Below are 23,599 nucleotides of genomic sequence, written 5' to 3'. Positions count from 1 at the left end.
ACATCCGGACCCGTCATCCGTCAAGCGGATGACGCCATTTCAGCCCCTGGAACCGGGCGAAATCGCGGTCGGTTGTGATCCATTCGCATCCGTACTCGACGGCAAGGGCCGCGTGGTATGCATCGCTGATCAGATTGCCCTTTGCGCCACTGTCCCGACATAGCCGCTGGAAGATTTCCCAGTGTCTGTGACCGGGGCTCAACACCATCACATTGGCGTGGCTGCGCAGCTCGCCTGTAAAATCCAGCGCTCCGTCAAGCGGCGCGGGAGGATCAAAGACCTTCGGATGCGTGCACACCCTCAGGAACCCGCTCAGCACCAGTTCCGAAACCGCACACGCCTCCTGGCCATCCAGCGTCGACTTCAGCCAGCGACGGTACTCTTTGTGCCGGTCCGCATCCTCCCGATAGGCATAGACCAGCACGTTAACGTCAAAAAGAATCATCGCCCCTCCATCAGATCCTCAAGGGCGGTCGAAGAATCCAGATCAACACCCGGCTGGAGTCCGCGTCCTTTGTACACCGGAAGCTTCGTTTTACCACGATCGGGAGTTCGACTGCGGTCCGAGTATGCCCGGGCAAGGGCTTCATTAACCACCGTGCCAAGCGAACAGTGCCGGTTCGCGGCCTCCCGCCTCACCCGCTCAAGCAGCGAATCCTGAATCTGAAGGGTCGTTCTCATGCATCAGAGCATCATTGCTATGCATCATGATGTCAAGATTATTCTTCATGCCCTTCCGCTCTTCATGGTTCATATCTTTATCTTTCCCCCATCCTCTCCCTCAACTTCCTTCCCTCTTTCTCCCCCGAAGAAGTAATCCCGCGCGTTATGGAAACAGACATCCTCGATCATCCCGCCCAGCAAATCGAAATCGGCGGGAATCTCGCCGTGTTCCACCTCGTTCCCCACGAGGTTGCAGAGGATGCGCCGGAAGTACTCGTGGCGCGGGTAGGACAGAAAACTGCGCGAGTCGGTGAGCATGCCCACAAAGCGGCTCAACAGGCCGTCGGCGGAGAGGGTGTTGAGATGCTCTTCCATACCCTGTTTGTGGTCGAGGAACCACCAGGCCGAACCCCACTGCATCTTGCCGGGGCGGGAGGCGTCCTGGAAGCTGCCGATGACCGTCGCCATCAGGGCGTGGTCCGCCGGGTTGATGTTGTAGAGCACCGTGCGCGCGAGATGGTGCGAGGCGTCGAGCCGGTCGAGCAGTCGTACGAGGCCGGGGCCCTGACGGAAATCGCCGATCGAATCGAAGCCGGTATCGGGTCCCAGTTCGCGGAGCCGCCGGGAGTTGTTGCTCCGCGCGACTCCGACATGAAACTGCTGCGCCCATCCACGGACATGGTTCATGCGGGCGACGGCGTACAGAAAGGCCGCCTGAAAGGCGTCGCGTTCGGCGCGCGAGACCACCTCCCCCTGCAGGGCCTTGGCGAAAATCGCCTCCAGTTCCGCGGAGCACGCCTCGGCGTCCGGGACGTATTCCACGCCGTGATCCGAAAGTCGGCAGCCCATGGAATGAAAAAAGGCATGGCGCTCATCCACGGCCTCGAGCAGCGAGGCGAAATCACGGATCTCCACCTTCGCGGCGGAGCCCAGGGTCTCGAGATATTCACGCCAGGCGGCGGGATCTTCGAGCTTCATGGCCCGGTCGGGCCGGAAGGCGGGGCGGACTTCGATCTCGAACCCCTCGCGGCAGAGCCGCGCGTGATGCTGCAGCGAATCGACGGGATCGTCGGTGGTGCAGACCGCCTTCACGTTCATCCGCCGCATCAGGTTGCGCGCGGAGAACTCGGGGGTCCGCAGCATCTCCGAGGCGCGTTCATAGATGGACCCCGCCGTGTCGGGGTTGAGCAGATCGGAGATCCCGAAATAGCGCTGCAGCTCCAGGTGCGTCCAGTGGTAGAGGGGATTCCGAAGCGTATGCGGCACCGTCGCCGCCCAGGCGTCGAATTTCTCCCTCCAGTCCGCCCCGCCTGTAATTCGGTCTTCGGGTATGCCGTTGGAGCGCATCGCGCGCCACTTGTAGTGATCGCCCGCCAGCCAGGCCTCGCCGAGGTTGTCGTACGCGCGGTCCGCGGCGATGTCCTCCGGCGGCAGATGACAGTGGTAATCGATGATCGGCATCCGCGCGGCGTGGTCGTGGTAGAGCCTCCGGGCGCTCGGGGTCTGCAGGAGAAAATCTTCGTCCATAAACGCCTTCATCGGCCGCCTCCAACTTTCTCCTTCACGGACCACAACCCCGCGGAGGGCGTGCTGATGAAAAAGACCTCTTCGCCGTCCGGCATCGTGTTCCAGCCCTCCTGCATGGTCTCCGGATTGTAGCGCGCCAGGGCCTCCCGGGGGTCGGCGTATTCGTAATGAACGCCTTCGACCTCTTCGCGACTCAGGCCGCCCGGGGCGTAGCGGATGGTAAACCGTCCTTCGGACGACCCGTGCATCAGGTGCGCCGCGCCGTGAGCCAGGTCCTGGAGGTCCCGTTTCTTTTTGTAGAGATCCAGCACCTGAGGCGACCCGCAGTAGCCGTAGGTGCGAATGAGGGCGTCGACCTCCTTCTGCTCGCCGAAGCGCTCGACCCCGGGCGCGATAATCAGCAGCTCCCCTCCGTCGGCCATCGCCATGCGGGTACGGTATACGGCTTTATTCGCCACCCAGGTGGCGCGGAATTCATCGGCCTGCATGACCGCCACGATCTTTTTCACCGGTCGTTCAAAAACGGTGATGTTCTGCTCGAGGCTGGTTTCGGCCGCCGCCAGGTAGGTGTCGACGTCGTCCCCGACATAGACGCCGCTGTGCACCAGCCGATTCTGTTCGTCACGCTTCATGGTCACCATCATGTAGACGTGCGGCCAATGCCCCAGAAACTGTTCTTCCGCCCAGTTGTAGCAGGCCCGCAGCGGCGTGATGAGCCGGCCGAGGTTGTTCTCGATTCCGTACACGCCCGCGGCGAGGTGAGACGCACAAATGGTTTCCTTGCCGCCGAGCCCGATGAAATAGTTTTTGTTGTGGTTCGCAAACCCGAGCACTTCATGCGGGACGACGTGGCCGATGTTGATGATCAGGTCCCACCCGCCCTCGACCGTCATGGTGTTGAGATCGACCGGGATCTCCCAGTCGGCCTTTCCGTCGGTGCTCTCCGCCACGCGCGCGGCGGGGATGGTCCCCATCCGGGTGACCCCGTTGCGCCAGTCGTGGGCATGAATCCGCTCCTCCGGGAAATCCCCGAACATCCACCGGTTGTCGGCCTTCGTATGCGGCACATGCTGTCCCAGGGTGGGAATCATGTGAACCTCACAGCTATCCGGCAGCAGCCGGTCGAAGGTTTCAGCGATCCAGCCCGCGCCGCAGTGGGCGCGGGTGATATCCGGCGGCAGCAGCAGCACCCGTCTGAACGAACACCCCAGACGGTCGCGCGCCTCGTCGAGCGTGCGCTGACACAACTGCTCGATCTCCGTGCGGGCGATCGACTCATCTTTACGAATAAACCACGGCATACCCGATGTCCTTATACGCTGTAGGTGGAGGCCGCCGTATCGCCGCCGCGGCCGGTCCAGTTGGTGTGGAAAAACTCGCCGCGCGGCCGGTCGACCCGTTCGTAGGTGTGCGCCCCGAAGTAATCGCGCTGAGCCTGCAGCAGGTTCGCCGGAAGCCGCGCACTGCGGTATCCGTCGTAGAACGCGAGCGCGGAACTGATGGCCGGCATCGGGATCCCCAGCTCGACCGCCCGGCTCACCACCCGCCGCCAGCCCGCCTGGGCCTGGTCCACGGCCGACTGGAAGAACGGGTCGAGCAGCAGGTTCACCAGCTCGGGGTCGTGGTCGAAGGCCTCCTTGATCTTTCCGAGGAAGACGGAGCGGATGATGCACCCCCCGCGCCACATCAGCGCGATGCCGCCGTAGTTCAGATTCCAGCCGTACTCCGCCGCCGCAGCGCGCATCAGCTGGTAGCCCTGGGCGTAGGAGGCGATCTTCGACGCGTACAGCGCCTGGCGCAGATCCTCGATCATCGCCTCGCGATCGCCCTCGAAGTTCCCGTCCGGTCCGGACAGCTCCTTCGACGCGGCCACGCGTTCGTCCTTGAGCGCCGACAGGCAGCGGGCGAACACGGCCTCGCCGATCAGCGTGAGCGGCTGGCCGAGGTCGAGGGCCGCCTGCGCCGTCCACTTGCCGGTCCCCTTCTGCCCGGCCGTGTCGAGGATCGAGTCGATGACGGCCTCGCCGTCTTCGGTCTTATAGCCGAGGATGTCGCGGGTGATCTCGATGAGATAGCTGTCGAGTTCGCCCTGGTTCCACTGGCCGAAGACCTCGTGCATCTCTTCGTTCGACATCCCGAGGCCCGCCTTCATCATCTGGTACGTCTCGCAGATCATCTGCATGTCGCCGTACTCGATCCCGTTGTGGACCATCTTGACGAAATGCCCCGCGCCGCCTTCGCCGACCCAGTCGCAGCACGGCTCGCCGTCGGCGGTCTGCGCGGCGATCTTCTGAAAGATCGGCCTGACGTGTTCCCACGCCGCCGGCGATCCGCCGGGCATGATGGACGGCCCTTTCAGGGCGCCCTCCTCGCCGCCGGAGACGCCGGTACCGATGTAGAGCAGACCGCGGCTCTCGACGGTTTCCGTGCGGCGGATGGTGTCGGGAAAGTGCGAGTTGCCGCCGTCGATGATGATGTCGCCCTCTTCAAGGTGCGGCATCAGCTTTTCGATGAGAGCGTCGACGGCCCCGCCCGCCTTGACGAGCATCATCACTTTGCGCGGGCGCTCCAGCGCGGCGCACAGTTCCTCGATCGAATGGCAGCCGGTGATGTTTTTGCCCGCGCCGCGTCCGCCGACAAAGCGGTCGACCTTCTCGGTCGTACGATTGTAGACCGCCACGCTGAACCCTTTGCTCTCCATGTTGAGCACCAGGTTCTCTCCCATCACCGCCAGACCGATCAGTCCGATATCCGCGTTCATCGTCGTTCCTCCGTTTATGATAAAAACCTAGCGCCTGACCCGCGCATTGCCTTCCCAGATGCCCCAGACCTGCTCCTCGCTGACCGGCTGGGCGTAGTCGGTTCGCAGCGTCGCCGCCAGCGCGCCGCAGGCCCATCCGAACTGCGCGCAGCGGTGGATATCCCACTCTTTGAGTGTACCGTACAGCAGCCCGCCGACAAAGCCGTCGCCGCCGCCGATCCGGTCCAGCACTCCGATCTCACGCGGGCGGATGACCTCCCACTCGCCGTCCTGTACGGCCAGGGCGCCCCACAGGTGGCGGTTGGCGGAGTGTACTTCCCGCAGCGTGGTCGCGAACCGCGAGGCGCCGGGATACGCGGACTGCACGCGGCCGATCATCTCCTTGAAGTCGTCGATCTTCGCCTCCAGCCCCTTTCCGCCGGACTCCGGACCCTCGATCCCGAGACAGAGCTGGAAGTCCTCTTCGTTGCCGACCAGGATATCGCTGTTCGCGGCGATTCCGGCAAACACCTCCGCGAGTTCGCGCTCGCGTCCCTTCCAGAAGCTCGCGCGGTGATTCAGATCAAACGAGATCAGCGATCCGTGTTCCCGCGCCACCCGGGCGATCTCCAGACACAGCCGGCCGGTCTCCGGAGAGAGCGCCGCGATCAGGCCCGAGAGATGGACGATCCGCGCGCCCTCCTGACCGAAAATCCGGTTCAGGTCGAAGTCCTCCGGCCGCAATCCGCGCGCGACCTCGCCGGCGCGGTCGTTGTGCACCCGCGGTCCCCGCGAGCCCCACCCGCGGTCGGCCATGTTGATCTGGTGGCGCAGCCCCCACGGTCCGCCCTGCTCGAACCCGGGGCCTTCGATCGCCATCCCCCGGCTGCGCAGGTTGGTTTGTATAAAGTGCGAGACGGGGCTCCCGCTGACGAACGCGGTCAGCACCTTGACCGGGAGCCCGAGATAGGAAACCACGCTGGCCACATTGCTCTCCGCGCTGGTCGCGTGCATGTGGAACCGATCGCTGCTGTGGAACGGCTGCGCGTCGTCCGGGGTCAGTCGCAGCCCCATGCTGGTCGGCACGACCAGCGCGTATGTCTTCTGTGCCTTCTCGGTCATGGTTCGGCCTCTCCCTTTCGCGTCTGCATTCCTTCTTTGGGTTCCGGCAGGGCGCGATCCCCGAGTGCGCCGCTGTTCCGGACGGTCCTGACGTACGTTGGAATCCCTACCCTTCCTGTCTGCACCCTTCCACGAACGCGCGCAGCTGTTCGCTGCGGACGTCGGGCGGCATGCCGCCGCCGCACGAAAACAGCACGCGGCGGGGATCGGTACAGCCGCGCACCATGTCGGCCGCTGCGGCGCGCACTTCGTCCGGGGACTGCGCGGCCAGGGTATCGCGCGGCGGCAGGTTACCCCACAACGTCACCTCTTCCCCGCACAACGCGCGCATTTCATCCAACCCGTGTTCAAAGGCGAAATTGAACAGGTTGATGCCGGCCCCGGAGAGATGCGGGGCGCACACCAGCCCTTTGGCATCATTGTGAAAGGCCTTCACACTGAACGGGAACGACTGGAAGATCCGCTCCAGGTAAGGATGGGCGAACTGAAGGTAATCCTCCTCGCCCACAAACCCCACGATGTCGTCGAGCACGAGCACGGCATCGATCGTATCGAACCGCTCCTTCTGATATCCGATCCAGTCGACGACAAAATCGGTAATGGTCTTCAGCAGCGCCTCGCACGCCTCGCGCTCGGTGTAGAGCGCGAGCAGAAACTCGGTGGTCCCCATCAGGAACGAGGCGATATTGAGCGGGCCACGGGATACGGCGAAGCGGATTTCATGGCCGGCCTCGCGCATGGCCGGCTGTGCGCCGGCGAGCCGTTCGATCACGAAAGGCAGCAGCCCGTCCCGGCGCACATCGGGCTTGGCGATCTCGCCCGCCCGGGCCGCCTCGGTAATCACGCGGTGGGCGTGCGGCAGCGCATCGGTCTCCCAGCTGCATTTTGCACCGAACGCCGAGGGTTCGGTACACATCCCGAACTCCGACCAGAACCCCGGGATGAACATCACCTCCGGGAAGGACTCGACCGCATTCAGGTTGGCCTCCAGCCAGGCGCGGTCGGAGGCGTAGTACGAGAGGGTGCTCACCCCGTGCCAGCCCGGCAGCCACGGGCTGTCGATGATGAATCCGACCGGAGGCGTCTCGACCGCCTCCCCCGCAACGATCCGGCATAAAAGTTCCCATTGATGATCCGTCATGATTCACACTCCGCTGTAGGCTGAAAACCCGCCGTCGATGGGGATCACCGCGCCGGTTACGAACGACGCCGCGTCGGAAAGCAGGTAATGGACCGTACCGTAGACCTCGTGCGCCTCACCGAAACGGCCGAACGGCGTCTGATCGATCACCTGCCGGCCGCGCTCCGTGTAGGATCCGTCCTCGTTCGTAAGGAGCCTCCGGTTCTGTTCGCCGATAAAGAATCCCGGCGCGACGGCATTGACGCGCAGACCGTCGCCGTACTTTTGCGCCAGCTCGGTCGCCATCCAGCGCGTGAAGTTCTCCACCGCCGCCTTGGCGTTGGAGTACCCCAGCACGCGGGTCAGCGCCCGCCCGGCGGCCATGGACGAAAAATTGACCACGCACCCCGCGCGCTGTTCCCGGAACGCCTCCGCGAACGCCAGCGTCGGCAGAACCGTGCCCTTCAGGTTCAGATCGAGCACCCTGTCGTAGGCCTCGACCTCCAGATCGAACACCTCCTGCTCCGGACCGATCGTCGCCCCGGCCATATTGCCGCCCGCGCCGTTGATCAGGGCATCCACGCGGCCGAATGTGCGCTTTACCTCGTCGCGCACCTGCGCCAGCCGGTCGCGGTCGAGCACATCACACGGAAACGCCGCGCACTTATCGGAAATGCCCTTCGCCTGTTCCAGCGCCGCGTCCAGGCGCTCCCCCTCCAGATCGAGGTAGACCGCCGTCGCCCCCCGCTGCTGGAGATAGCGCGCCGTACCGCCCGCCAGCACGCCCGCCGCCCCCGTGACCGCGACCACCCGGCCGCCGAGATCAAAATAATCGTTCATACATCAGGCTCCCTCAGCTTTACTCAATGGTTTGAGAATATAGAGTGTTTCTTCGGGACCGGCAAGATCTGATTCATCACAAATACGGCAAGGGCATGAAGAGGGGTCAGCTTCATGTCCTGCTTGTTTTCGTGGCCGATTCCCCGTCATACTGCCCTCTTATTATGGTGAGTCAGCGGAACATTGCGGAGCGGCTGGGCGTCTCGGTGGCGCTGGTCTCGCGCGTGCTTTCGGGCACGGCGGACGAGATCGGCATTGCGGCGGCGACGCAGCAGCGTGTGCTGGAGACGGCGGAGCGGCTGGGGTATGTGCCGAACGCGGCGGCGTTATCGCTGAAGGGCAAGGCGACCCGGACGGTCGGCGTGGCGGTCTACGACTTCAACGACCCCTTTTTCGGGATGATGATTCATCGGATCCAGGAGCAGGCCCACAGGCATGAGTACTCGCTGGTGCTGGCCGGATTTGTCAACCGGGTTCCGGACGAACGGGATCTGCGGCCGCTGCACAAGCACGCGATCGACGCGCTGATCATCGTGGGATCCGACGCCGGGGCACCGTGGCTGGAGTCGTTCACGCAGCTGCCGGTGGTGCGTGTGGGGCACGGTCCTTCAGAGGAGCGCAGCGTGCGGCTGACTACGGACGAAGAGGACGCGGCGGAAAAGCTGATCGATCATCTCGCCGCACACGACCGGCGGCGACTGCGATTTCTCTCTCAGAAACTGCCCGCGCACCGGCTGCGCGAACGCAAGCTGCGCGACGCCGCCCGTGACGCGGGACTCGGATTCACAGCCGCGGCGCCTCAATCGTCCGGCGGCTTCGAGGCCGGATACGAATCCGCGCGCCGGTGGCCGGGCTCGGGAGCGAGGGCCGATGCGCTGGTCTGCGCGACGGATCGCATGGCCATGGGCGCGCTCAAGGCCCTGCACGAGCGCGGGATCGACGTGCCGGGTGAAGTCGCGGTCACGGGGTTCGACGACATCCCCTTCGCGGCAAAGTTTATTCCTGCGCTGACCACCGTCCGCCAGGACGTGGACGCCATGGCCGGGCGCGTTTTCGAATCGCTCATGACGCCCGCCGATCCGGAGGAGATCCTTTTCCCCGGCAAACTGGTCATCCGTGATTCGGGATGAGGGGCTCTTCGCAGATTTTTGTGGTGAGATCCGGGCCGTCCGCGGCCCGGATACCCGTACGCCGAATCGTGCTCGTACTCAACGAAGCGGTCCTCGTGCTTCCCCTTCTGCCCTTTCCCACAAAAATCCACGAATAAAGCGGTTCTGACTTCACGTCGAGCCTATCCCTCTTTTTTCGGTTTGCGTGAGAAGTGTTATGTGAACTGCCGAATTAAAGGTCCGTTCGCCTAATTAAACGGGGGGAATAAGATGAGAACGAATGAGAAGAATGAGTCGCATGAATCTCATGGCTCCCATGACTCTCATCCCGTGCTCCCGCCAAGTGGCGACTACCAAACCCTGCTCTCATTCCAGAAAGCGGAAGTCGTCTACGACATTACCTTTCGCTTCGCGCATAAATACCTGTCGCGCGGCGACCGGACCGTTGACCAGATGATTCAGTCGGCCCGATCCGGAAAGAAAAACATTCTCGAAGGCAGCAAAGCCGCCCTCACCTCCAAGGAAACGGAAATCAAACTCACCAACGTCGCGCGCGCCAGCCTCGAAGAACTGCTCGACGACTACCTCGACTTTCTCCGCGTCCGCGACCTGACCATCTGGGAGCCGAACAGTAAAGAGGCGCTCTTCGTCCGCAATTTAGGACGACAAGAGCCGCAGACCTTTGAACTCTACCGGGAATTTGTCGAAACCCGCCCGCCGGAAACCGTCGCCAACATTGCCATCTGCCTTATTCATCAAACCAACTATCTGGTTGACCAGCAGCTCCGCCGCCTTGAGCAAGACTTCGTTAACCCGTCTTTCCCTGTTCGGCGGCGAAAACGCCTTTTTTCTTCGATTTCAGTTCAAAGGTCTGCCCCACATTTTTTCTTCAGCTCTTCAAGCCGAGGGGGTGGTTGTTCCGGAAGCGTCAGGTTGAGCTGGTGCAGCAGAAGCTGAAGGTCTTTCTCCGGTTGCGTGTAGCGCGGCAGGATCAGGGTGCGCCCGTCGGTCGTGGGCAGGTGCACATCGATCATCTGCACGGCTTTGAACTTTTCCAGGATGGCGCGGGGGGTCAAGCCCGGGGCCCTGGCTTTGGCCCGCTGTTTCAGCGTGACTTGCAGAGCGTAGCTCAAAAATGACACGAAGATGTGCGCTTCGATCCGCTCATCCTTCTGGTGATACACCGGGCGGATATCCAGATCATTCTTCAGCTCCTTGAAGGCCTGCTCGACCTCGTTCAGGACCATGTATTGCTTCCACAGCTCTTCGGGCTGTTCGGCCGCCAGATTGGTGCGCAACAGGTAGGTGCCTTCACCTCGACGGGCTTTACGCAGTTTTTTGCGGTTCAGCCGGAAGTGAAAGCTCTCCGGCGTAACGGCCTCGCGGGGTTGGGGAAGGCGGAGGTCCACCAGACCCCAGGCTTTGCCCGCTTCCTGTTTGGCGGCACCCAGTTTCAGCAAAAGTTCGTCGCGCTTGAGGTTTTTCATGCCCCCCAGTTGATGCAGGCGCTTCCAGAGCTTCTTGAGTTTGCGCTGTCGCATGGAGCGCTCTTTATCGCAGCGACTTCCGCTGCGGGTGAGGACGTAAAGATCCTCCCCGTCGCGGGCCAGCTTGACCTCGATCTGCTCCTGCACCTGCCTCCACGGTTGACCGAAGAGCTGGTCCTCGAGCTTGCTGAGCCGCCCGCGCGGCGTGCCCACCAGATAGCTCGCGCCTTCTGCTCGCATCTGTTCGAGCGCGTCCTCGGTCGGGATGCCCCGGTCCATGATCCAGAGCCGGTTCATCTTCCCGTACTGCGCCTCGATCCTGCGCAGGAAGTCCGGCAGGGTCGTTTTATCCGAGGTGTTCCCGGGCATCACCTCGTAGGCGACCGGAAAGCCCTCGGGCGTGACGATCAGCGCAATGACCACCTGCACGCAGTCGGATCGCTTGTCCCGACTGTAGCCGAACTTGCGCAGCCCTTCGCGTTCGGGCACGTCGCATTCAAAATAGGTGCTGGTCAGGTCATAAAGCAGCACCTCGTAGGAAGCGTCGAACAACAGGCGCCACTGTGTCTTTAGAAACGAAAACAGATCGGCTTTGTGTTCACCGAGTTTATCGAGACAGCGGTAGAGCGTGTTTTTGGCCGCGATGGACTCATCTTCGCCGAGCAGGTCCGCCATGGCACTGGCCTTAAACCAGTCGCGGTGCAGCCGCCACTCGCTGCCCGGATCGAGCAGACGATAGGTCACCAGCGTTTTGAGCACGTGGAGCCAGCCGGTGCCCTTGCGGCTCGCGGGAAGACGGGGGCTCCAGAAACGGTCCAGATCCAGCTCGTTCCACAACTCCATGGCCAGCCAGCATCCGCCCCACTGACGCGGATGATGCAAGCTCAGCCGGGAAAGCCGGATCCGAACGGGATGGGACACCTCCGGCGGCGGCGTGCGGTCTTCCGGGAACAGGCTTATCTGTCGAACCGAATCGGTCGATTCATCCAGCACGTCGAGTGCCGAGCACCATTGAGCCTTCTGGCTGTCGTTGAGTTCGCCCAGATAGAGCAGCGGACGCTTCATGACGCCGCGCCGGGTCCGCACACTTTCAACGATGCTCCAGTAGCGGTGCTCTTTGCCGTCTTTGCGTCGCCTGTGGCACTTCAAATACACAACCCGATTTTTTCACAGAAAATCAAGTCGTCAACCGGCAAGGTCTGCCCCACAGCCCCTTTTGGAACGTGACCCCTTGAAAACAAAGGACGAAACGGAGGTCACACCCCCGAAAAAAGACGTTTGGGCCGCCGAACGGGGAAAGACGGGTTAGAACCGATACCATACGAAATCCAAGTGCCACGCGCATTCCTGTTTGAGGCGAATATTGTTCCCGCATGGTAAGCAGAAGAGCGGCGCGCTCGGAGATCGCGCCCTACCCAAGAGCACAGGACGAATTCACGTATGAAGGAAGGCAGGGGTTCTGCTGTCCAGCAGAACCGTCCGGAAGAGCGGCGCGCTCGGAGATCGCGCCCTACCCAAAGGCTCTGATAGGTTCTGCTCATAAGGAGGATGACATGGGCCTGTTCAATGTACGCGATTTCGGGGCAACGGGTGACGGAAAGACGATGGATACGGCGTCGATTCAGAAGGCAGATCGACATCTGCGCGCAACAGGGTGGCGGGGAGGTGGTCTTCCCGGCGGGGACGTATAGCTGCGGCCAGATCCATTGGAGGGACGGGTTCCACCCCGTCCTTTTTTGCGGTCGGCGTGGAAGCCGACCCTCCACCCCGTCCCTCCACAATGCACGGACCCAAAAAAACCCCGCCGGGAAAAAAAACCGGCGGGGTCATGCTGAATCGTAAGACCAGACGAAACTACCTGTGCAGTTTACGGCGGAGGGCCGCAAGTGTAAGGCCGATAAATCCGAGCAGACCGAACGTGGTCGGCTCCGGAATCACCGTCAACGTCGTATTGTCGTCCGAAATTACAAAGTAATTCGCATAATAATCGTCCTGCGAAGCATTGGTGGTCTGCATCGCCTTGCCGTCGTACGTGATCCCGTTTCCGAGATAGTATTTCCAGACCGCCGGAGTCATCGCACTCGCACCGTTCGTCTCCCACACGATCGAACCCATGAAGTGATTGTCGCCGATCGTCGGATCCCCGTCCGGATCTTCGAACGCCATGGTCGGGATGGATTTTGCGCGAACCTGATGCCACACCCCGGTCCCCCCGGAGAGCAGGGTGAGCCCGCAGTTGGCGTTGATATTGTTGCTCATAATGTTGACCACAGCATTACTGAGCGTGAGCTGTGTGTCCGAAGCGTTGCCGAAGGTCTTGTCGGCGTACACGTTTCCCGCGTAAAGATTCAACAGGTTTGTACCACCCCACGTCCAGAGATTGAGCTTATAGTCGCGGACGATGATGTTCGTATACGACCCGTCATTGCCGGTGTCGTTCAGCGTGTAGACGGTGTCTTTACGGATGGAGAGATCCTCGCCGTAATCCATCAGCGTACCTCCACGCTGCTCGATCCAGAAATCATCGAGCGCCTTCGGGGTCCAGTAGTTCGTACCGGCCATGTTGGGTTCGTTGCCGGTCAGAATCCCCACCCGGTTGCTGCTCAGGTACGGGTTCGCGTTGTTGGTCCAGTTCCAGCCGTTTTCGAGCCGACCGTAACCGGCCGCAAAATCATTCTCAAACCACCATTCCGTCTGCGCATCGGCAACCAGCGTACCCACGAGAACTGCCGCCAAGGCCATACATAATTTTCTCATCCGATTCTCCTCCGTAATGAATCGCTATTCCGTCTCCCTCTCATCCACTCGCACGAAACTATCAGAAAACTCAATCCGTTCAAGAACAAAAATCACTAGCATCCCACTCACGAGGGACGGAAATTGTAATGGCTGACTGACTGGCTACAATCTTCTTCAGTGTCTAACCCAAAGGAGATTGCGTGATGCCAGCCAGTCGAGCCGGGAGTAAGCGTGCCATTTTTCGTCAGGTCTGTGAACTCATTCCGCCGCACCTTGTGCCGAAACTTGCGCGCAAGCACGGGATCAAGTCGAGGGGCATCACGCCCTGGAGCCATCTGGTGAGCATGCTCTATGCGCAGTTCACCCATGCGATCGGGCTGAACGACGTGGTGGACGCGCTGCGCGCCCATCGGGCGCCGATGGCCAGCATCCGTGGCGCCAAGCCACCGAGCCGCAACGGGCTCTCGCACGCGAACAAGACCCGCGATCCGAAAATGGCCGAGGAGCTTTTCTGGTCGGTGCTCGAGTACTTCGAGACGTTGCGACCGGGGTTCGGTGGCGTGAAGTTCCGCCGACTGCCGAGGCGCTTCAAACGAACGGTGTATGCCCTGGACTCCACGACGATCAAGCTGTTCGCCAACTGCATGGACTGGGCGAAGCATCGGCGGCGCAAGGCGGCCGCGAAGCTGCACCTGCGGCTGAACCTGGAGAGCTTCCTGCCGGCCTTCGCGATTGTCGACTCGGCCAGGGGGCACGACAGCACCAAGGCGCACGAGTTGTGCGCAGGCCTCAAGGCGGGTGAAATCGCCGTGTTTGACATGGCCTACATCGACTATACGCATCTGTTCAGACTGGCCGAGCGGGGTATCTTCTGGGTGAGCCGCGTGAAAGAAAGCATGAACTTGCGCTGCGTGAAGCGGCTGGTGAAGAAGCCCGCGGGGCGCATCCTGCGTGACGATCTCGTGCTCGTTCAGAATCCCGGTAAGCGAAAGGACTATCCGAAGCGCATGCGCCGGATCGTGGCCCGCATCGAGATCAACGGCGAGGATCGGATAATGACCTTCTTTACGAACAACTTCGAGTGGGCGGCCTCGAGCATCTGTGATCTGTACAAGGCGCGATGGAACATCGAAACCTTCTTCAAACAGATCAAGCAGACGCTGCACCTGGGCGACTTCCTCGGGCACAACCGCAAGGCGATTGAGTGGCAGCTCTGGACGGCGCTGCTGATGTACGTGTTGCTCCGCTTTCTGCATACCTGCAGCGATTGGGCGCACAGCTTTACGCGGTTGTTTACCTGCCTGCGCGCGGTTCTGTGGCAACGGCTTCATCTGCTCGCTTATTTGAAATCCTATGGGACAGCACAGGGCAGCTTCCGGATGCAATGGGCCCCACAACAAGCCTATTTGCCCGGATTAGGGTTGTCCCCTCTCTGAGATGTGGGACAGCATCGGGCGCATTTAAAAACAGGGGCATCCTTGATCGCGAAAATTATCAAATGAAACATAGCTCGGAGAAAAAGTGCGACCCTTGCAGGGCAAGGGGTTACGTAAGTCCTGTGCCCCGATATGGGGCCTTATGGGATGCTACTGACAGAAAATCAAGTCGTCAACCGGCAAGGTCTGCCCCACAGCCCCTTTTGGAACGTGACCCCTTGAAAACAAAGGACGAAACGGAGGTCACACCCCCGAAAAAAGACGTTTGGGCCGCCGAACGGGGAAAGACGGGTTAAGCAGGGCGGCCTCCGCGAACGCATGACCCGCGCCCGCATCGACTACCGCAATAAAAATCGGTAGCCCAAAAGCTTCGGGCAGGAACATCCCCCGCATCCTTTCCATAAAGTAGAGCACGCGTCCCGCTTGCTTTTCCAGGGTCCGGAACCTGAACACATTCGCGGTCGGCACATCCAATGGAATAATTAAAAAAGGGTTCTGACCCTTTTCTGACTAAAATCATGATTTAGGCGGACTCCTAATTCCGGAGTCGACACCCGGCTCCAGGTGCGGGGGAGCACCCTGGCGGGGAAATAAGCAGCATCGCGGATGACCATTAGCCGGGGGACTCCGACCACCCCATCGCGGTCAAGATGAGGCCCTCCCCCGGCGCGCACCCTCCTTGTGGTCGTTATTCCCCCCGGGCCTCCGCACACCGGTCCAGCCGGGTGGAGAGCGCGAAGAAGGAGGGTACCCAGAGGCCGATAAAGATACCGAAGCGTTCGGCGTACGCCTGCTTCTCGGGCGTCGTCCCGCCGGCCAGAAACCAGACGAGCACGGCCCCGACGATGGAGAGGAATCCGAGCAGGAGACACAGGCGACTCAACAGGCGGTACTGATTCGTGTTCATTAAGCACGCTCCTTTTGATGTTTGCGTTACTGCGGACGGCCTTTCGCTGAAGGTCTTATAGCCGCCGGAAGCCGGGATGTCGAGCCCCTGCCACCGCAACACCTCGTCCTCGTCCCGGCTCCGATTCGGGTTCAGGATGGGGATAAACCATGAAGAACATGAAGGGCATGAAGGTTGGTTGAGGGGGGGCGGAAGAATCAGCATGGGTCCGTGTGATCGGTTTCAACCTCGTGTCGGGCGGTGCGGACCCATTCGGAATTCTCGGAAGAATTCCCGCGACGCACGACACGGGAGCCGAGCAGAACAACCTTCCAGGCTACGAAGACGGGCACGAAGCACAGGCGCAGGTAGATTCTGGCGGGGGCGCGGATCACCGGCGGGCCGCTCAGGACGTGGATCAGTTCCGCCGTCAGCGCCAGGGTCGCCAGAGCGAGATTGAACGCGGCGAACCCATAGTACGCGGCGGAGGCCGCGAGCAGAGCGAGCAGCCACACCGCGAACGTCGCGCCCGCGAGCAGCGCCAGCGGCGGGATGAGCAATTCCATCGCGGCGTCCGCCTTGACCGCGCTCCGCTCGCATACCGCTCCGCGGAGCAGCCGGCCCAGCCAGGTCCGGATGACGGGCATCCGGCCGCCTTCCCAGCGCAGGCGCTGCGGAGCGGCCTCGGCGCTCCCGGTAACCATCTGGCCGTATACATGCGCCCCCGGCGCGAAATGCACCCGAATGCCGCGGTCGGCCAGATAGCAGGCGAGTTCGAGGTCCTCGACGATCGATCCGGCGGGGTAGCCGTGGGCTTCCACAAGCGCGCGGGCAAAGCCCATGCCGTTGCCTTTCAATCCGCAGGACAGCCCCATGCGCTCCCTGCCCAGAGGGCGCAGAAAGTGAAAACAGGCCAGGGCCACCGCGAGCAGCGAAGTGCGCCAGCCTTCGAGCGGATTGAGGACGCCGTAATATCCCTGTATCGCCTGTGCCCCGCGCTTCAGCTCGCGGTCCATGAACCACAGGAAGTCGGCGTTCACCTGCGAATCCGCGTCCACCACCGCCACCGCGTCCCAGCGCCAGTCCATGGGCACCAGCCGTTCGCGCATCGCCCAGTCGAGCGCCTGGCCCTTCCCGCGGTTCTCCGTGTCCGCGCGCTCGAAGACCTCCGCGCCCCCGTCGCGCGCGAGCGCAGCAGTCCGGTCCGAGCAGTTGTCCGCAATCACCGCCACCCGAAAGGCGTCCGCCGGATAGGACATCGCCCGCAGACTCGCGAGAGTCTGCCCGATGACCTGCTCTTCGTCGTGTGCGGGGATGAGCACGATCCATTTCGACGGCCGTTCGCGCGGACCCTCATAGCGTCCGCGGATCAGCCGACGGTCGCGGTTGCGCCAGGCCTGCACGGTCAGCAGGAGGAGGTAGGCGGCGGGGACCGCGCACGCCGCCGCCGCCAGCAAAATCGCGCTGTCGAGGAGGACGCTCATGACTCCCGCGCTTCTTCCGGTGCGCCGAACGTGCGCACCACCCGCGCCGGAGCCCCCGCGGCAAGCGAGTTCGGCGGCACGTCCTTCGTCACCACGCTCCCGGCACCGATCACCGCATTCTTTCCGATCGTGACCCCTTTCAGCACGATGACGCGCACGCCGAGCCAGACGTTGTCCTCGAGCACGATCGGTTTCGACTCACCGAGCGCATTCCGGTCCTCGACCCGGTGGTAGTCGTTGTCCATCAGGCACGCGTAGGAACCGATCTGGCATCCGTTGCCGATGCGGATTTCCTCGTGCGCCGAGAGGCTCGCACCGTAATTCAGGAACACCCGGTCGCCGATCGCGATGCGTCCGCCGGGATGGGTGATGAGTTCCGACCGCACCGTGGTGCTGAAGAAAAGGAAGCGTTCGCCGATCTCGATGCTCCCGCGGTTGATGATCGCCGGCCGGCCGTACACGCGCGGCCGCCGCCCCACGCGCGTACAGCGCCGCAGGTGGACATATCCGAGAAGCATGTGCCAGATACCGGATGCCAGGACCGTCGGTTTCATGATGGATCGATATGGGTTCTTAATTCCATTACTCAGGTTTCAGGTCTCAGCCTTCCCACTCCCTCTTATTCTGACTCTGATTCTGATTCTCTTACTCAGGTTTCAGGTCTCAGCCTTCCCACTCACTCTCCCTCCCCCTCCCCCGCCTCATCAAAGATCTTCCCGATCCGGTCGACGAAGTGATCGAGGGTACAGCGGGCGAGCACGTCGGAGCGGCCTTCCGCGCCGATGCGCAGCGCACGCTCCCGGTTCTCGAGAATGGCGAGGATTTCACGGCGCATCGCTTCGGCGTCCCCGCAGGGTACGATCACCGCGCTTCTCCCGGCGCGCAGACTGTCCAGAATGCCCGGGGATGCGGATACCACCACCGGCTTGCCGACCGCCTGGGCCTCAAGCAGCGTGGTCACCCCGGCCGGCGATTCGACCGGCTGGAGCGGGATGGCCGCCAGCGCGCAGTTGCGGTACAGTTCGCGGAGTTCACCGAATGAAATGCCGCGCTTCAGGCTGACGTTATCGGGCATCCGGCGGTTGCGAAGGCGGTCGCGCCGTTTCGACCAGGGGCTTGAGCCCACGATGGTCAGCGGGATATCCGTATCCCGGAGCGCCTCGATCAGCGTTTCGTAATCGCGGAGTTCTCGGCCCACGCTGAGGACGCCGACCCCCTCGTCGGCGCCGTCCGGGGAGTAGAAATCCTGGTCGACCTGAAAGCCGATGCGATGAATTTTCTTTTCGGGCACCCGGAGCACCTGCGCAGCGAACTTCGCCTGCCGGCTCGTATAACAGATCATCGCATCGATGCGGCTGAAGATGCGGAAGAGGCGGGCGAACCATTTCTTGTGCGGCGGGCTGAGCAGGTGTCCGATCATGACATGCCGCGCGTCCCGACGGAATTTGAGCAGCAGGGCCAGTGGATAGCCGACCTTCTCCGCGGTTGTGAAATAAGCGTCCGCATTACGGCGGAAACCGAGCCAGGCGAGCGCGACATTCGGCCCGGCGATCCTGCGCAGCAGCCGGGCGCACGCCGGCGCGGTCGCGCCGAGGTCGGCGTAGGACAGGATCTCCGCGTCCAGCCGCTCGGCCAGCACGTCGAAATCCTGGCGCGGATGGTCCTCTTCCTCCGCCAGGCGGCGGCGGATCGACGCCACGTCGGCGCTCACCAGGATCAGCGTCTTCTGTTCCGCGGTTGAAGCGTTCATGCCAGCAGCTCCTCGTAGGCGTTCCTGATCTCCGCGGCCACCCGGCGGCAGTCGTAACGCCCTTCCGCGCGTTCGCGGCCCGCACGGCCCAGATCCCTCCGGCGATCTTCGTCTTCCAGAAGCCGCCGCAGGGCGTGAGCCATGCGCAGATAATCGGCGGGCGGCACCAGGTCGGCGCATTCACCGACCACCTCCGGGATGGAGCCCGATTCGGTGGTGATGACGGGAAGTCCGGAGGCGAGCGCTTCGGCGAGGACGTACCCGAACTGTTCCAGCCAGCCCGGACGCGGGATGCTGCCGAGCACGAATACGTCGGCGAGGTTATACGCCTCGTGCATCCGGTCGTAGGGGAAGCGCGTGATCACGGCCCGGCCCCGCAACCCCAGCCGGTCAATGCGCTTCTGCAGTTCCTTTTCTGCGGGACCGCTGCCCGCGAAAACCAGCTTGAGACGCTCGCTGCCGGTGTCTTTGACCAGCTTTTTGAAGGCGTACAGAATCTGGAACACGCCCTTTTCCCAGCGCAGCGTCGCCACGCTCAGGATCACGAAGTCATCCTCACGGATGCCGTATTCCGAAGCGAGGTCTTCCGGCCGGGGTCGCGGTTTGAACCGTTCGACGTTCACGCCCGGCGGCAGCACCCTGATTTTCGCGGGATCGGCGCCCTCCAGCTCCAGGCAGTCCTTCACCCGCGGGGTCATCGCCAGAAACAGGTCCGCGCCCTCCAGCACCTCGTACTTCATGCGCCGCTTCGCGCCGAAACGCTCGGCCGCGAACGGACGGTTCTCCCACACCGTGACCACGAGCTTCGTCCCGTAACGGCGTTTCGCCTGCAGCGCCTGCCAGGAAAAGGCGTTGAACGTCTCCATCGTGTGCGCGATATCCCTGTCCGCCAGCGCCTTCACCAGTCCGAGGTGATAATAGTCCAGCCCGCACGTGGCCTGCAGGAAGAGATCGAAGTAGAATCCCAGCTTCGGGCTGATCACCGTCGCCGGATCGTCGATGCAGTGCAGCTTCCGGATCGGCACACTCACCAGCCCGGTATCGAAGCGGTTGATCATGATCTTGTAGGCCTCGAGTTCGACCTCCGGCTTCATCTGTTCGTAGATCTGCATCTCGAACTGCGAGAGATAGGCGCCGCGTATCAGTCCCACTTTCATGATTTGTCTCCCCCTCGCTCGATCACTCTCGCCGGCGGCGGACCGAACACGGCGCCGGCCGGTATGTCACGGACCACGATCGATCCCGGCTCGACCACCGCGCCCTCGCCGATGGTGACGCCCTTGAGCACGATCGTCCTCGAACCGAGGCGGGCGCCGTCGCCGACCCGCACCGGCCGCCGATCCGCTTCAGTCCCGCCGGGGCCGTGCAGGTCGGTATCCATGACCAGCACATCCACACCGAGACGGCAGCGGGCGCCTATGCGCAGCGATCTCCAGGACACCAGTTCGACGCCCTCTTCCAGAATTGTACCGTCGCCCACGTCGATGTCTCCCTCTGCGCCCGCCCACACGCGCACGCCGGGGCCGATCGTCACGGAACCCATCGCGATCCGCCCGCCCTCGTTCTTCCAGCGCGGCCCCGGCCGTCCGGGAAGAAAGGTCAGCCCGCGGGCGTCCTCGACCGCCCGCGCGGCCGCGGCTCTGCGCCACCCTGTCGACAGAGGATTCATGCCGCCCTCGCTTCCGCCGCGCGGCCGACGATCACCGCGCCCGGCGGATAGGTGCCCTGCACGATCGTGCCCGCCCCCACGATACAGTCATCACCGAGATCGGTCCCGCCGCGGATGACCGCCCGGGCGCCGATCCAGCAACGGTCGCCGATCCGCACCGGTTCCCGCCGCGTATCGCCGTCGCCCGCCGCCGGAACGTTTACGCAATCGCTGATTATGACGTGCCATGAGATCATACATTCGCCGCCGATGCGGATCGACGTCCCCGTCTCAAGCCGTGTGAAGCGGTTGATGTATCCCCCGTCGCCCATCGTAAGGGTGCCTTCGCCGAGACACGTCAGTCGCACGCCCGGATAGAGTGCCACGTGGCCGAGCCGGACGCGGCCCCGCCCGGCTTCGATCCGCGCCCGGGGCAGCCCCCGCACGCAGGCTACGGGCCCCGGTCCTTCCATGGTGCGCGGAAGCGTAAGACCCGCCCCGTAGGACACCCACGCATAGACTTTCCCGCCGTCCCGTGCCAGCCGCATCAGAGCCCGGATCCTTTCCGCCGCCGCGGTCATCGCTCCACCACCCGCTTCACCGCCCGGTTCAGCCGGTCGCCGATCACCGACCAGTCGAAATGTTCGCGCACGAACCGGAGTCCCTCCTCCTTCAGACGCTCCGCCTTTCCGCGGTCGTCCAGCAGTTCCGTGACCGCCGAAGCGAATTCCTCCGGCCGGTCCGCGAGCAGCGCATGACGCCCCTGCTCCAGCGGAATGCCCTCCGCGCCCAGGCGGGTCGAGACCACCGGTACGCCCGAGGCCATCGCCTCCACCACCTTGAACCGCGTCCCGCCGCCCATGCGGAGCGGGACGATAAAGACCGACGACGACCACATGTACGGCCGCACATCGTCGACAAACCCCGTGACCTCCACGTTCGCGGAGGCGTACTGGGCCACCGCGGGGGGCGGACGGCCGCCGACGAGGTAGACCTTGAGGCCCGGCCTCTGCGCGGCCAGCCGCGGGTAGACCTCGCGCATGAAAAAGTGGATGCCGTCCTCGTTCGGGTAGTAGTGGGTCGCGCCCACAAAGACGAGCGAATCGGGCTCGATCTCACGCTCTTCCGGCGGCGCGAAGTCGTCGCAGTCCACCCCGTTGGTGATCAAGGCCGTCTCGAGTCCGGGCACCTCCGATTTCAGCAGGTCGCCGTCGCGATCCGAAGTCACCAGCGTCAGCGCCGCCTCTCCGACCCATTCCAGCTCGCGGCGCTTGAATTTCGCGGCCTCGACGACATTGAAGATGCGTCGCATCGCGCCGCCGCCGTCGCCCGCCATGCGGCGGATGAGATCGTATTCGACGTTGTGTTCGTCGATAACCAGCGGGATACCTTCGGGAAAGCGGAAGCAGCCCATCTGGGCGAACTCGACCAGGATGAGGTCGGGATTCTCCTCGGCGCAGACGCGGTCGATCGCGGTCTGCATCGGCACGGAGAAGTGATTGAGTTCCTGGAACGACCTGGTCGAGAAGAGCGAGCGTGCCTGGAGGAGCCTCTTCGACGACGGCTTATGCGGTATACCTTCGACGCGTTCGCAGAGGGTGTCCATATCGCCGCGGTCCCGCACGGCCTCACCGTCGTGGTAGCACAGCAGCAGGAGCCGGTGCTCCCGGGCGAGCTGCCGCATCAGGTGGTAGACGCGCACCCCGCCGCCGAACTTGGGCGGATACGGGAAGAAGGGGCTGAGCACGAGCACGGTCATGGGGTTCTCCTTTCGAGTGCACGATCGAACACCGCTTCCATGTTCCGGACCTGGGTCTCGATGGAAAAACGATCGAGCACCGTGCTTCGCGCCGTCTCCCCGATCTCCCTGAGCCGCGCGGCGGACTCGGGACGCACCAGCTCCTCGATGATCTCAGCCAGCCGCGCGTGATCGCGCGGCGGGTAGAGAAAACCGTTCTCCCCGTCTCGGATAATTTCCGGGATACCGCCCGCGGAGGTGCCGACCGGGACTTTTCCGCAGGCCATGGGTTCGATCATCACCATGCCGAACGCCTCGTTCCACGCCGCGTTGACCACGATGTCGAGCCCGCGGTAGACGTTCACCATATCGTTGCGGTAGCCGAGGAACGTGGTGCAGTCGTCCAGTTCCGACTCCCGGCACAGCTTCTTCAGGTGGGGCACGTAATCGCGATTATCGCTGAAGATGGAGTCGTCGCCCACGAGGACGAAGTGGACGTGTTCGTGGCGGCGGTGCACCTCCGCCGCGGCGCGAATAAAGGTCTCCTGACCCTTGTCGGGAGCCAGCCGGCTGGCGATTCCGACCAGCAGCCGGTCATCCGGCAGCCCGAGCTCGTCGCGCAGCGAGGACCCGCCCGGGCTGTATTCCCCGGCGTCGAGCCCGTTATGCACGACCTCGATCGGCGGGGTGCGCGGTCCGAGCCACTCCCGGTAGTCCTCGCGCACGGCGGCCGAATTGACCACCACCGCGTCGGCTTCGCGCACCAGGCGGCGGTTGATCGCGTAATCGGCGTGGTGGGTATGGCCGTGATAGACGACGGGCAGCCCGGTCAGTTTCCTGAGCGCGGACGCCAGGTAAACCGCGCGTTTCTTATCGGAGACGTAGATCAGACCGATCTCCTCACGACGGCAGATGCGCCGGATGCGGAGCACGGCCGGCACGAGCCGGAGCAAACTCAGAACATCGCCCAGCCTCCCCCGCCAGCCGCCGCAGGCATCCACGGGCTTGGTCCCCGTATGGATCGGGAACACCGACGCGCCGGCGATCGACCGGAAACCGGCCTCTATGGGCGAGTCCTTCTGGCAGACCGCGTATACGCGGAACCGCGCGCGGTCGATGGCGCGGAGCAGGTTGAAGTGCACGCGCACCACACCGCCCATGGCGTCATTGGTGTCGATCAGCAGAATGCCGGGTCGTTGTTCCTGCGCCAAAACCCTGCCCCCTCTCCAGTGCCCCCCACCTTAGCGGGAGAAGAGGACGTTGGAAACCGAAAGTTGAGGGTAGAGGTTATTCCGCAAATACATAAGGAA

The 23,599-nt window shown here is 63.1% G+C and carries 21 protein-coding genes; 3 read left to right on the top strand and 18 right to left on the bottom strand.

Annotation, left to right across the window (positions count from 1 at the left end; translation table 11 throughout):
* Positions 1-13 precede the first annotated feature (13 nt).
* The 7 genes from L21SP4_RS03190 to L21SP4_RS03160 form a co-directional block, all read right to left on the bottom strand.
* Positions 14-445, bottom strand: a complete 432-nt coding sequence (locus L21SP4_RS03190; RefSeq protein ID WP_052881305.1) for a type II toxin-antitoxin system VapC family toxin — start codon at positions 443-445, stop codon at positions 14-16.
* Positions 446-750: 305 nt separating this feature from the next.
* Positions 751-2,202 carry a glucuronate isomerase gene (gene uxaC / locus L21SP4_RS03185; protein ID WP_052881304.1) on the bottom strand — a complete coding sequence of 484 codons (1,452 nt, stop codon included), beginning with the start codon at positions 2,200-2,202 and terminating at the stop codon, positions 751-753.
* Positions 2,199-3,491 carry a nickel-dependent putative hexonate epimerase gene (locus L21SP4_RS03180; protein WP_052881303.1) on the bottom strand — a complete coding sequence of 431 codons (1,293 nt, stop codon included), beginning with the start codon at positions 3,489-3,491 and terminating at the stop codon, positions 2,199-2,201. The genes uxaC and L21SP4_RS03180 overlap by 4 nt, the downstream gene beginning before the upstream one ends.
* 11 nt (positions 3,492-3,502) lie before the next feature.
* Positions 3,503-4,951 carry a decarboxylating NADP(+)-dependent phosphogluconate dehydrogenase gene (gene gnd, locus L21SP4_RS03175; RefSeq protein WP_052881302.1) on the bottom strand — a complete coding sequence of 483 codons (1,449 nt, stop codon included), beginning with the start codon at positions 4,949-4,951 and terminating at the stop codon, positions 3,503-3,505.
* Positions 4,952-4,978: 27 nt separating this feature from the next.
* The gene (locus L21SP4_RS03170; protein ID WP_052881301.1) at positions 4,979-6,052 is read right to left on the bottom strand and encodes a sugar kinase; all 1,074 of its coding nucleotides are present in this window, start codon (positions 6,050-6,052) and stop codon (positions 4,979-4,981) included.
* A 106-nt stretch (positions 6,053-6,158) separates the two neighbouring features.
* Entirely contained in the window at positions 6,159-7,193 is a 1,035-nt protein-coding gene (locus L21SP4_RS03165) for a uroporphyrinogen decarboxylase family protein (RefSeq protein ID WP_052881300.1), read from the bottom strand.
* Positions 7,194-7,196: 3 nt separating this feature from the next.
* Entirely contained in the window at positions 7,197-8,012 is an 816-nt protein-coding gene (locus tag L21SP4_RS03160) for an SDR family oxidoreductase (RefSeq protein WP_052881299.1), read from the bottom strand.
* Between the two features lie 164 nt (positions 8,013-8,176).
* Here L21SP4_RS03160 and L21SP4_RS03155 point away from each other — a divergent pair, with 164 nt between their 5' ends.
* Entirely contained in the window at positions 8,177-9,142 is a 966-nt protein-coding gene (locus tag L21SP4_RS03155) for a LacI family DNA-binding transcriptional regulator (RefSeq protein WP_160300650.1), read from the top strand.
* A 249-nt stretch (positions 9,143-9,391) separates the two neighbouring features.
* Positions 9,392-10,078, top strand: a complete 687-nt coding sequence (locus tag L21SP4_RS12270; RefSeq protein ID WP_082116488.1) for a four helix bundle suffix domain-containing protein — start codon at positions 9,392-9,394, stop codon at positions 10,076-10,078.
* On the opposite strand, the gene L21SP4_RS03150 is transcribed toward L21SP4_RS12270, so the two are convergent.
* Positions 9,985-11,763 carry an IS1634 family transposase gene (locus L21SP4_RS03150; protein ID WP_052881116.1) on the bottom strand — a complete coding sequence of 593 codons (1,779 nt, stop codon included), beginning with the start codon at positions 11,761-11,763 and terminating at the stop codon, positions 9,985-9,987. The genes L21SP4_RS12270 and L21SP4_RS03150 overlap by 94 nt on opposite strands.
* Before the next feature lie 699 nt (positions 11,764-12,462).
* Positions 12,463-13,365 carry a PEP-CTERM sorting domain-containing protein gene (locus L21SP4_RS03145; protein ID WP_144413732.1) on the bottom strand — a complete coding sequence of 301 codons (903 nt, stop codon included), beginning with the start codon at positions 13,363-13,365 and terminating at the stop codon, positions 12,463-12,465.
* Positions 13,366-13,550: 185 nt separating this feature from the next.
* On the opposite strand from L21SP4_RS03145, the gene L21SP4_RS03140 reads away from it, so the two are divergent.
* A complete protein-coding gene (locus tag L21SP4_RS03140; protein WP_052881296.1) occupies positions 13,551-14,783 on the top strand; it encodes an IS4 family transposase in 1,233 nt (410 codons plus the stop codon).
* Between the two features lie 688 nt (positions 14,784-15,471).
* On the opposite strand, the gene L21SP4_RS03130 is transcribed toward L21SP4_RS03140, so the two are convergent.
* The 9 genes from L21SP4_RS03130 to L21SP4_RS03090 all read right to left on the bottom strand — a co-directional run bounded on the left by L21SP4_RS03130 (position 15,472) and on the right by L21SP4_RS03090 (position 23,500).
* Complete coding sequence (locus L21SP4_RS03130; protein WP_052881294.1) at positions 15,472-15,690, bottom strand: hypothetical protein; 219 nt, start codon at positions 15,688-15,690, stop codon at positions 15,472-15,474.
* Positions 15,691-15,887: 197 nt separating this feature from the next.
* Positions 15,888-17,153 carry a glycosyltransferase family 2 protein gene (locus tag L21SP4_RS03125; RefSeq protein ID WP_052881293.1) on the bottom strand — a complete coding sequence of 422 codons (1,266 nt, stop codon included), beginning with the start codon at positions 17,151-17,153 and terminating at the stop codon, positions 15,888-15,890.
* Positions 17,150-17,707, bottom strand: coding sequence for an acyltransferase (locus L21SP4_RS03120; protein WP_052881292.1), 558 nt, complete (start codon positions 17,705-17,707; stop codon positions 17,150-17,152). Before L21SP4_RS03120 ends, L21SP4_RS03125 begins: the two co-directional genes overlap by 4 nt.
* A gap of 122 nt (positions 17,708-17,829) precedes the next feature.
* A complete protein-coding gene (locus L21SP4_RS03115) occupies positions 17,830-18,903 on the bottom strand; it encodes a glycosyltransferase family 4 protein (RefSeq protein WP_052881291.1) in 1,074 nt (357 codons plus the stop codon).
* Positions 18,900-20,060: a glycosyltransferase family 4 protein gene (locus L21SP4_RS03110; protein ID WP_052881290.1), complete on the bottom strand. Its 1,161-nt coding sequence runs from the start codon at positions 20,058-20,060 to the stop codon at positions 18,900-18,902. Before L21SP4_RS03110 ends, L21SP4_RS03115 begins: the two co-directional genes overlap by 4 nt.
* Complete coding sequence (locus tag L21SP4_RS03105; RefSeq protein WP_052881289.1) at positions 20,057-20,572, bottom strand: acyltransferase; 516 nt, start codon at positions 20,570-20,572, stop codon at positions 20,057-20,059. The genes L21SP4_RS03110 and L21SP4_RS03105 overlap by 4 nt, the downstream gene beginning before the upstream one ends.
* Positions 20,569-21,132 carry an acyltransferase gene (locus L21SP4_RS12695; RefSeq protein WP_052881288.1) on the bottom strand — a complete coding sequence of 188 codons (564 nt, stop codon included), beginning with the start codon at positions 21,130-21,132 and terminating at the stop codon, positions 20,569-20,571. Before L21SP4_RS12695 ends, L21SP4_RS03105 begins: the two co-directional genes overlap by 4 nt.
* Positions 21,129-22,310 carry a glycosyltransferase gene (locus tag L21SP4_RS03095; protein WP_052881287.1) on the bottom strand — a complete coding sequence of 394 codons (1,182 nt, stop codon included), beginning with the start codon at positions 22,308-22,310 and terminating at the stop codon, positions 21,129-21,131. The genes L21SP4_RS12695 and L21SP4_RS03095 overlap by 4 nt, the downstream gene beginning before the upstream one ends.
* A complete protein-coding gene (locus L21SP4_RS03090) occupies positions 22,307-23,500 on the bottom strand; it encodes a glycosyltransferase family 4 protein (RefSeq protein WP_052881286.1) in 1,194 nt (397 codons plus the stop codon). The genes L21SP4_RS03095 and L21SP4_RS03090 overlap by 4 nt, the downstream gene beginning before the upstream one ends.
* Between the last annotated feature and the right edge of the window lie 99 nt (positions 23,501-23,599).

It is taken from the genome of Kiritimatiella glycovorans (genome assembly GCF_001017655.1).
In the GTDB taxonomy this organism is placed as follows: domain Bacteria; phylum Verrucomicrobiota; class Kiritimatiellia; order Kiritimatiellales; family Kiritimatiellaceae; genus Kiritimatiella; species Kiritimatiella glycovorans.
The sequence above is the reverse complement of the archived record's forward strand: the minus strand, read 5'-3'. Positions and strand labels throughout refer to the sequence as shown.

What these genes read in the sequence shown, in the direction of transcription:
- L21SP4_RS03190 (WP_052881305.1), bottom strand. Translation starts at nt 445, where the DNA reads ATGATTCTTTTTGACGTTAACGTGCTGGTCTATGCCTATCGGGAGGAT.
- uxaC (WP_052881304.1), bottom strand. Translation starts at nt 2,202, where the DNA reads ATGAAGGCGTTTATGGACGAAGATTTTCTCCTGCAGACCCCGAGCGCC.
- L21SP4_RS03180 (WP_052881303.1), bottom strand. Translation starts at nt 3,491, where the DNA reads ATGCCGTGGTTTATTCGTAAAGATGAGTCGATCGCCCGCACGGAGATC.
- gnd (WP_052881302.1), bottom strand. Translation starts at nt 4,951, where the DNA reads ATGAACGCGGATATCGGACTGATCGGTCTGGCGGTGATGGGAGAGAAC.
- L21SP4_RS03170 (WP_052881301.1), bottom strand. Translation starts at nt 6,052, where the DNA reads ATGACCGAGAAGGCACAGAAGACATACGCGCTGGTCGTGCCGACCAGC.
- L21SP4_RS03165 (WP_052881300.1), bottom strand. Translation starts at nt 7,193, where the DNA reads ATGACGGATCATCAATGGGAACTTTTATGCCGGATCGTTGCGGGGGAG.
- L21SP4_RS03160 (WP_052881299.1), bottom strand. Translation starts at nt 8,012, where the DNA reads ATGAACGATTATTTTGATCTCGGCGGCCGGGTGGTCGCGGTCACGGGG.
- L21SP4_RS03155 (WP_160300650.1), top strand. Translation starts at nt 8,177, where the DNA reads ATGGTGAGTCAGCGGAACATTGCGGAGCGGCTGGGCGTCTCGGTGGCG.
- L21SP4_RS12270 (WP_082116488.1), top strand. Translation starts at nt 9,392, where the DNA reads ATGAGAACGAATGAGAAGAATGAGTCGCATGAATCTCATGGCTCCCAT.
- L21SP4_RS03145 (WP_144413732.1), bottom strand. Translation starts at nt 13,365, where the DNA reads ATGAGAAAATTATGTATGGCCTTGGCGGCAGTTCTCGTGGGTACGCTG.
- L21SP4_RS03140 (WP_052881296.1), top strand. Translation starts at nt 13,551, where the DNA reads ATGCCAGCCAGTCGAGCCGGGAGTAAGCGTGCCATTTTTCGTCAGGTC.
- L21SP4_RS03130 (WP_052881294.1), bottom strand. Translation starts at nt 15,690, where the DNA reads ATGAACACGAATCAGTACCGCCTGTTGAGTCGCCTGTGTCTCCTGCTC.
- L21SP4_RS03125 (WP_052881293.1), bottom strand. Translation starts at nt 17,153, where the DNA reads ATGAGCGTCCTCCTCGACAGCGCGATTTTGCTGGCGGCGGCGGCGTGC.
- L21SP4_RS03120 (WP_052881292.1), bottom strand. Translation starts at nt 17,707, where the DNA reads ATGAAACCGACGGTCCTGGCATCCGGTATCTGGCACATGCTTCTCGGA.
- L21SP4_RS03115 (WP_052881291.1), bottom strand. Translation starts at nt 18,903, where the DNA reads ATGAACGCTTCAACCGCGGAACAGAAGACGCTGATCCTGGTGAGCGCC.
- L21SP4_RS03110 (WP_052881290.1), bottom strand. Translation starts at nt 20,060, where the DNA reads ATGAAAGTGGGACTGATACGCGGCGCCTATCTCTCGCAGTTCGAGATG.
- L21SP4_RS03105 (WP_052881289.1), bottom strand. Translation starts at nt 20,572, where the DNA reads ATGAATCCTCTGTCGACAGGGTGGCGCAGAGCCGCGGCCGCGCGGGCG.
- L21SP4_RS12695 (WP_052881288.1), bottom strand. Translation starts at nt 21,132, where the DNA reads ATGACCGCGGCGGCGGAAAGGATCCGGGCTCTGATGCGGCTGGCACGG.
- L21SP4_RS03095 (WP_052881287.1), bottom strand. Translation starts at nt 22,310, where the DNA reads ATGACCGTGCTCGTGCTCAGCCCCTTCTTCCCGTATCCGCCCAAGTTC.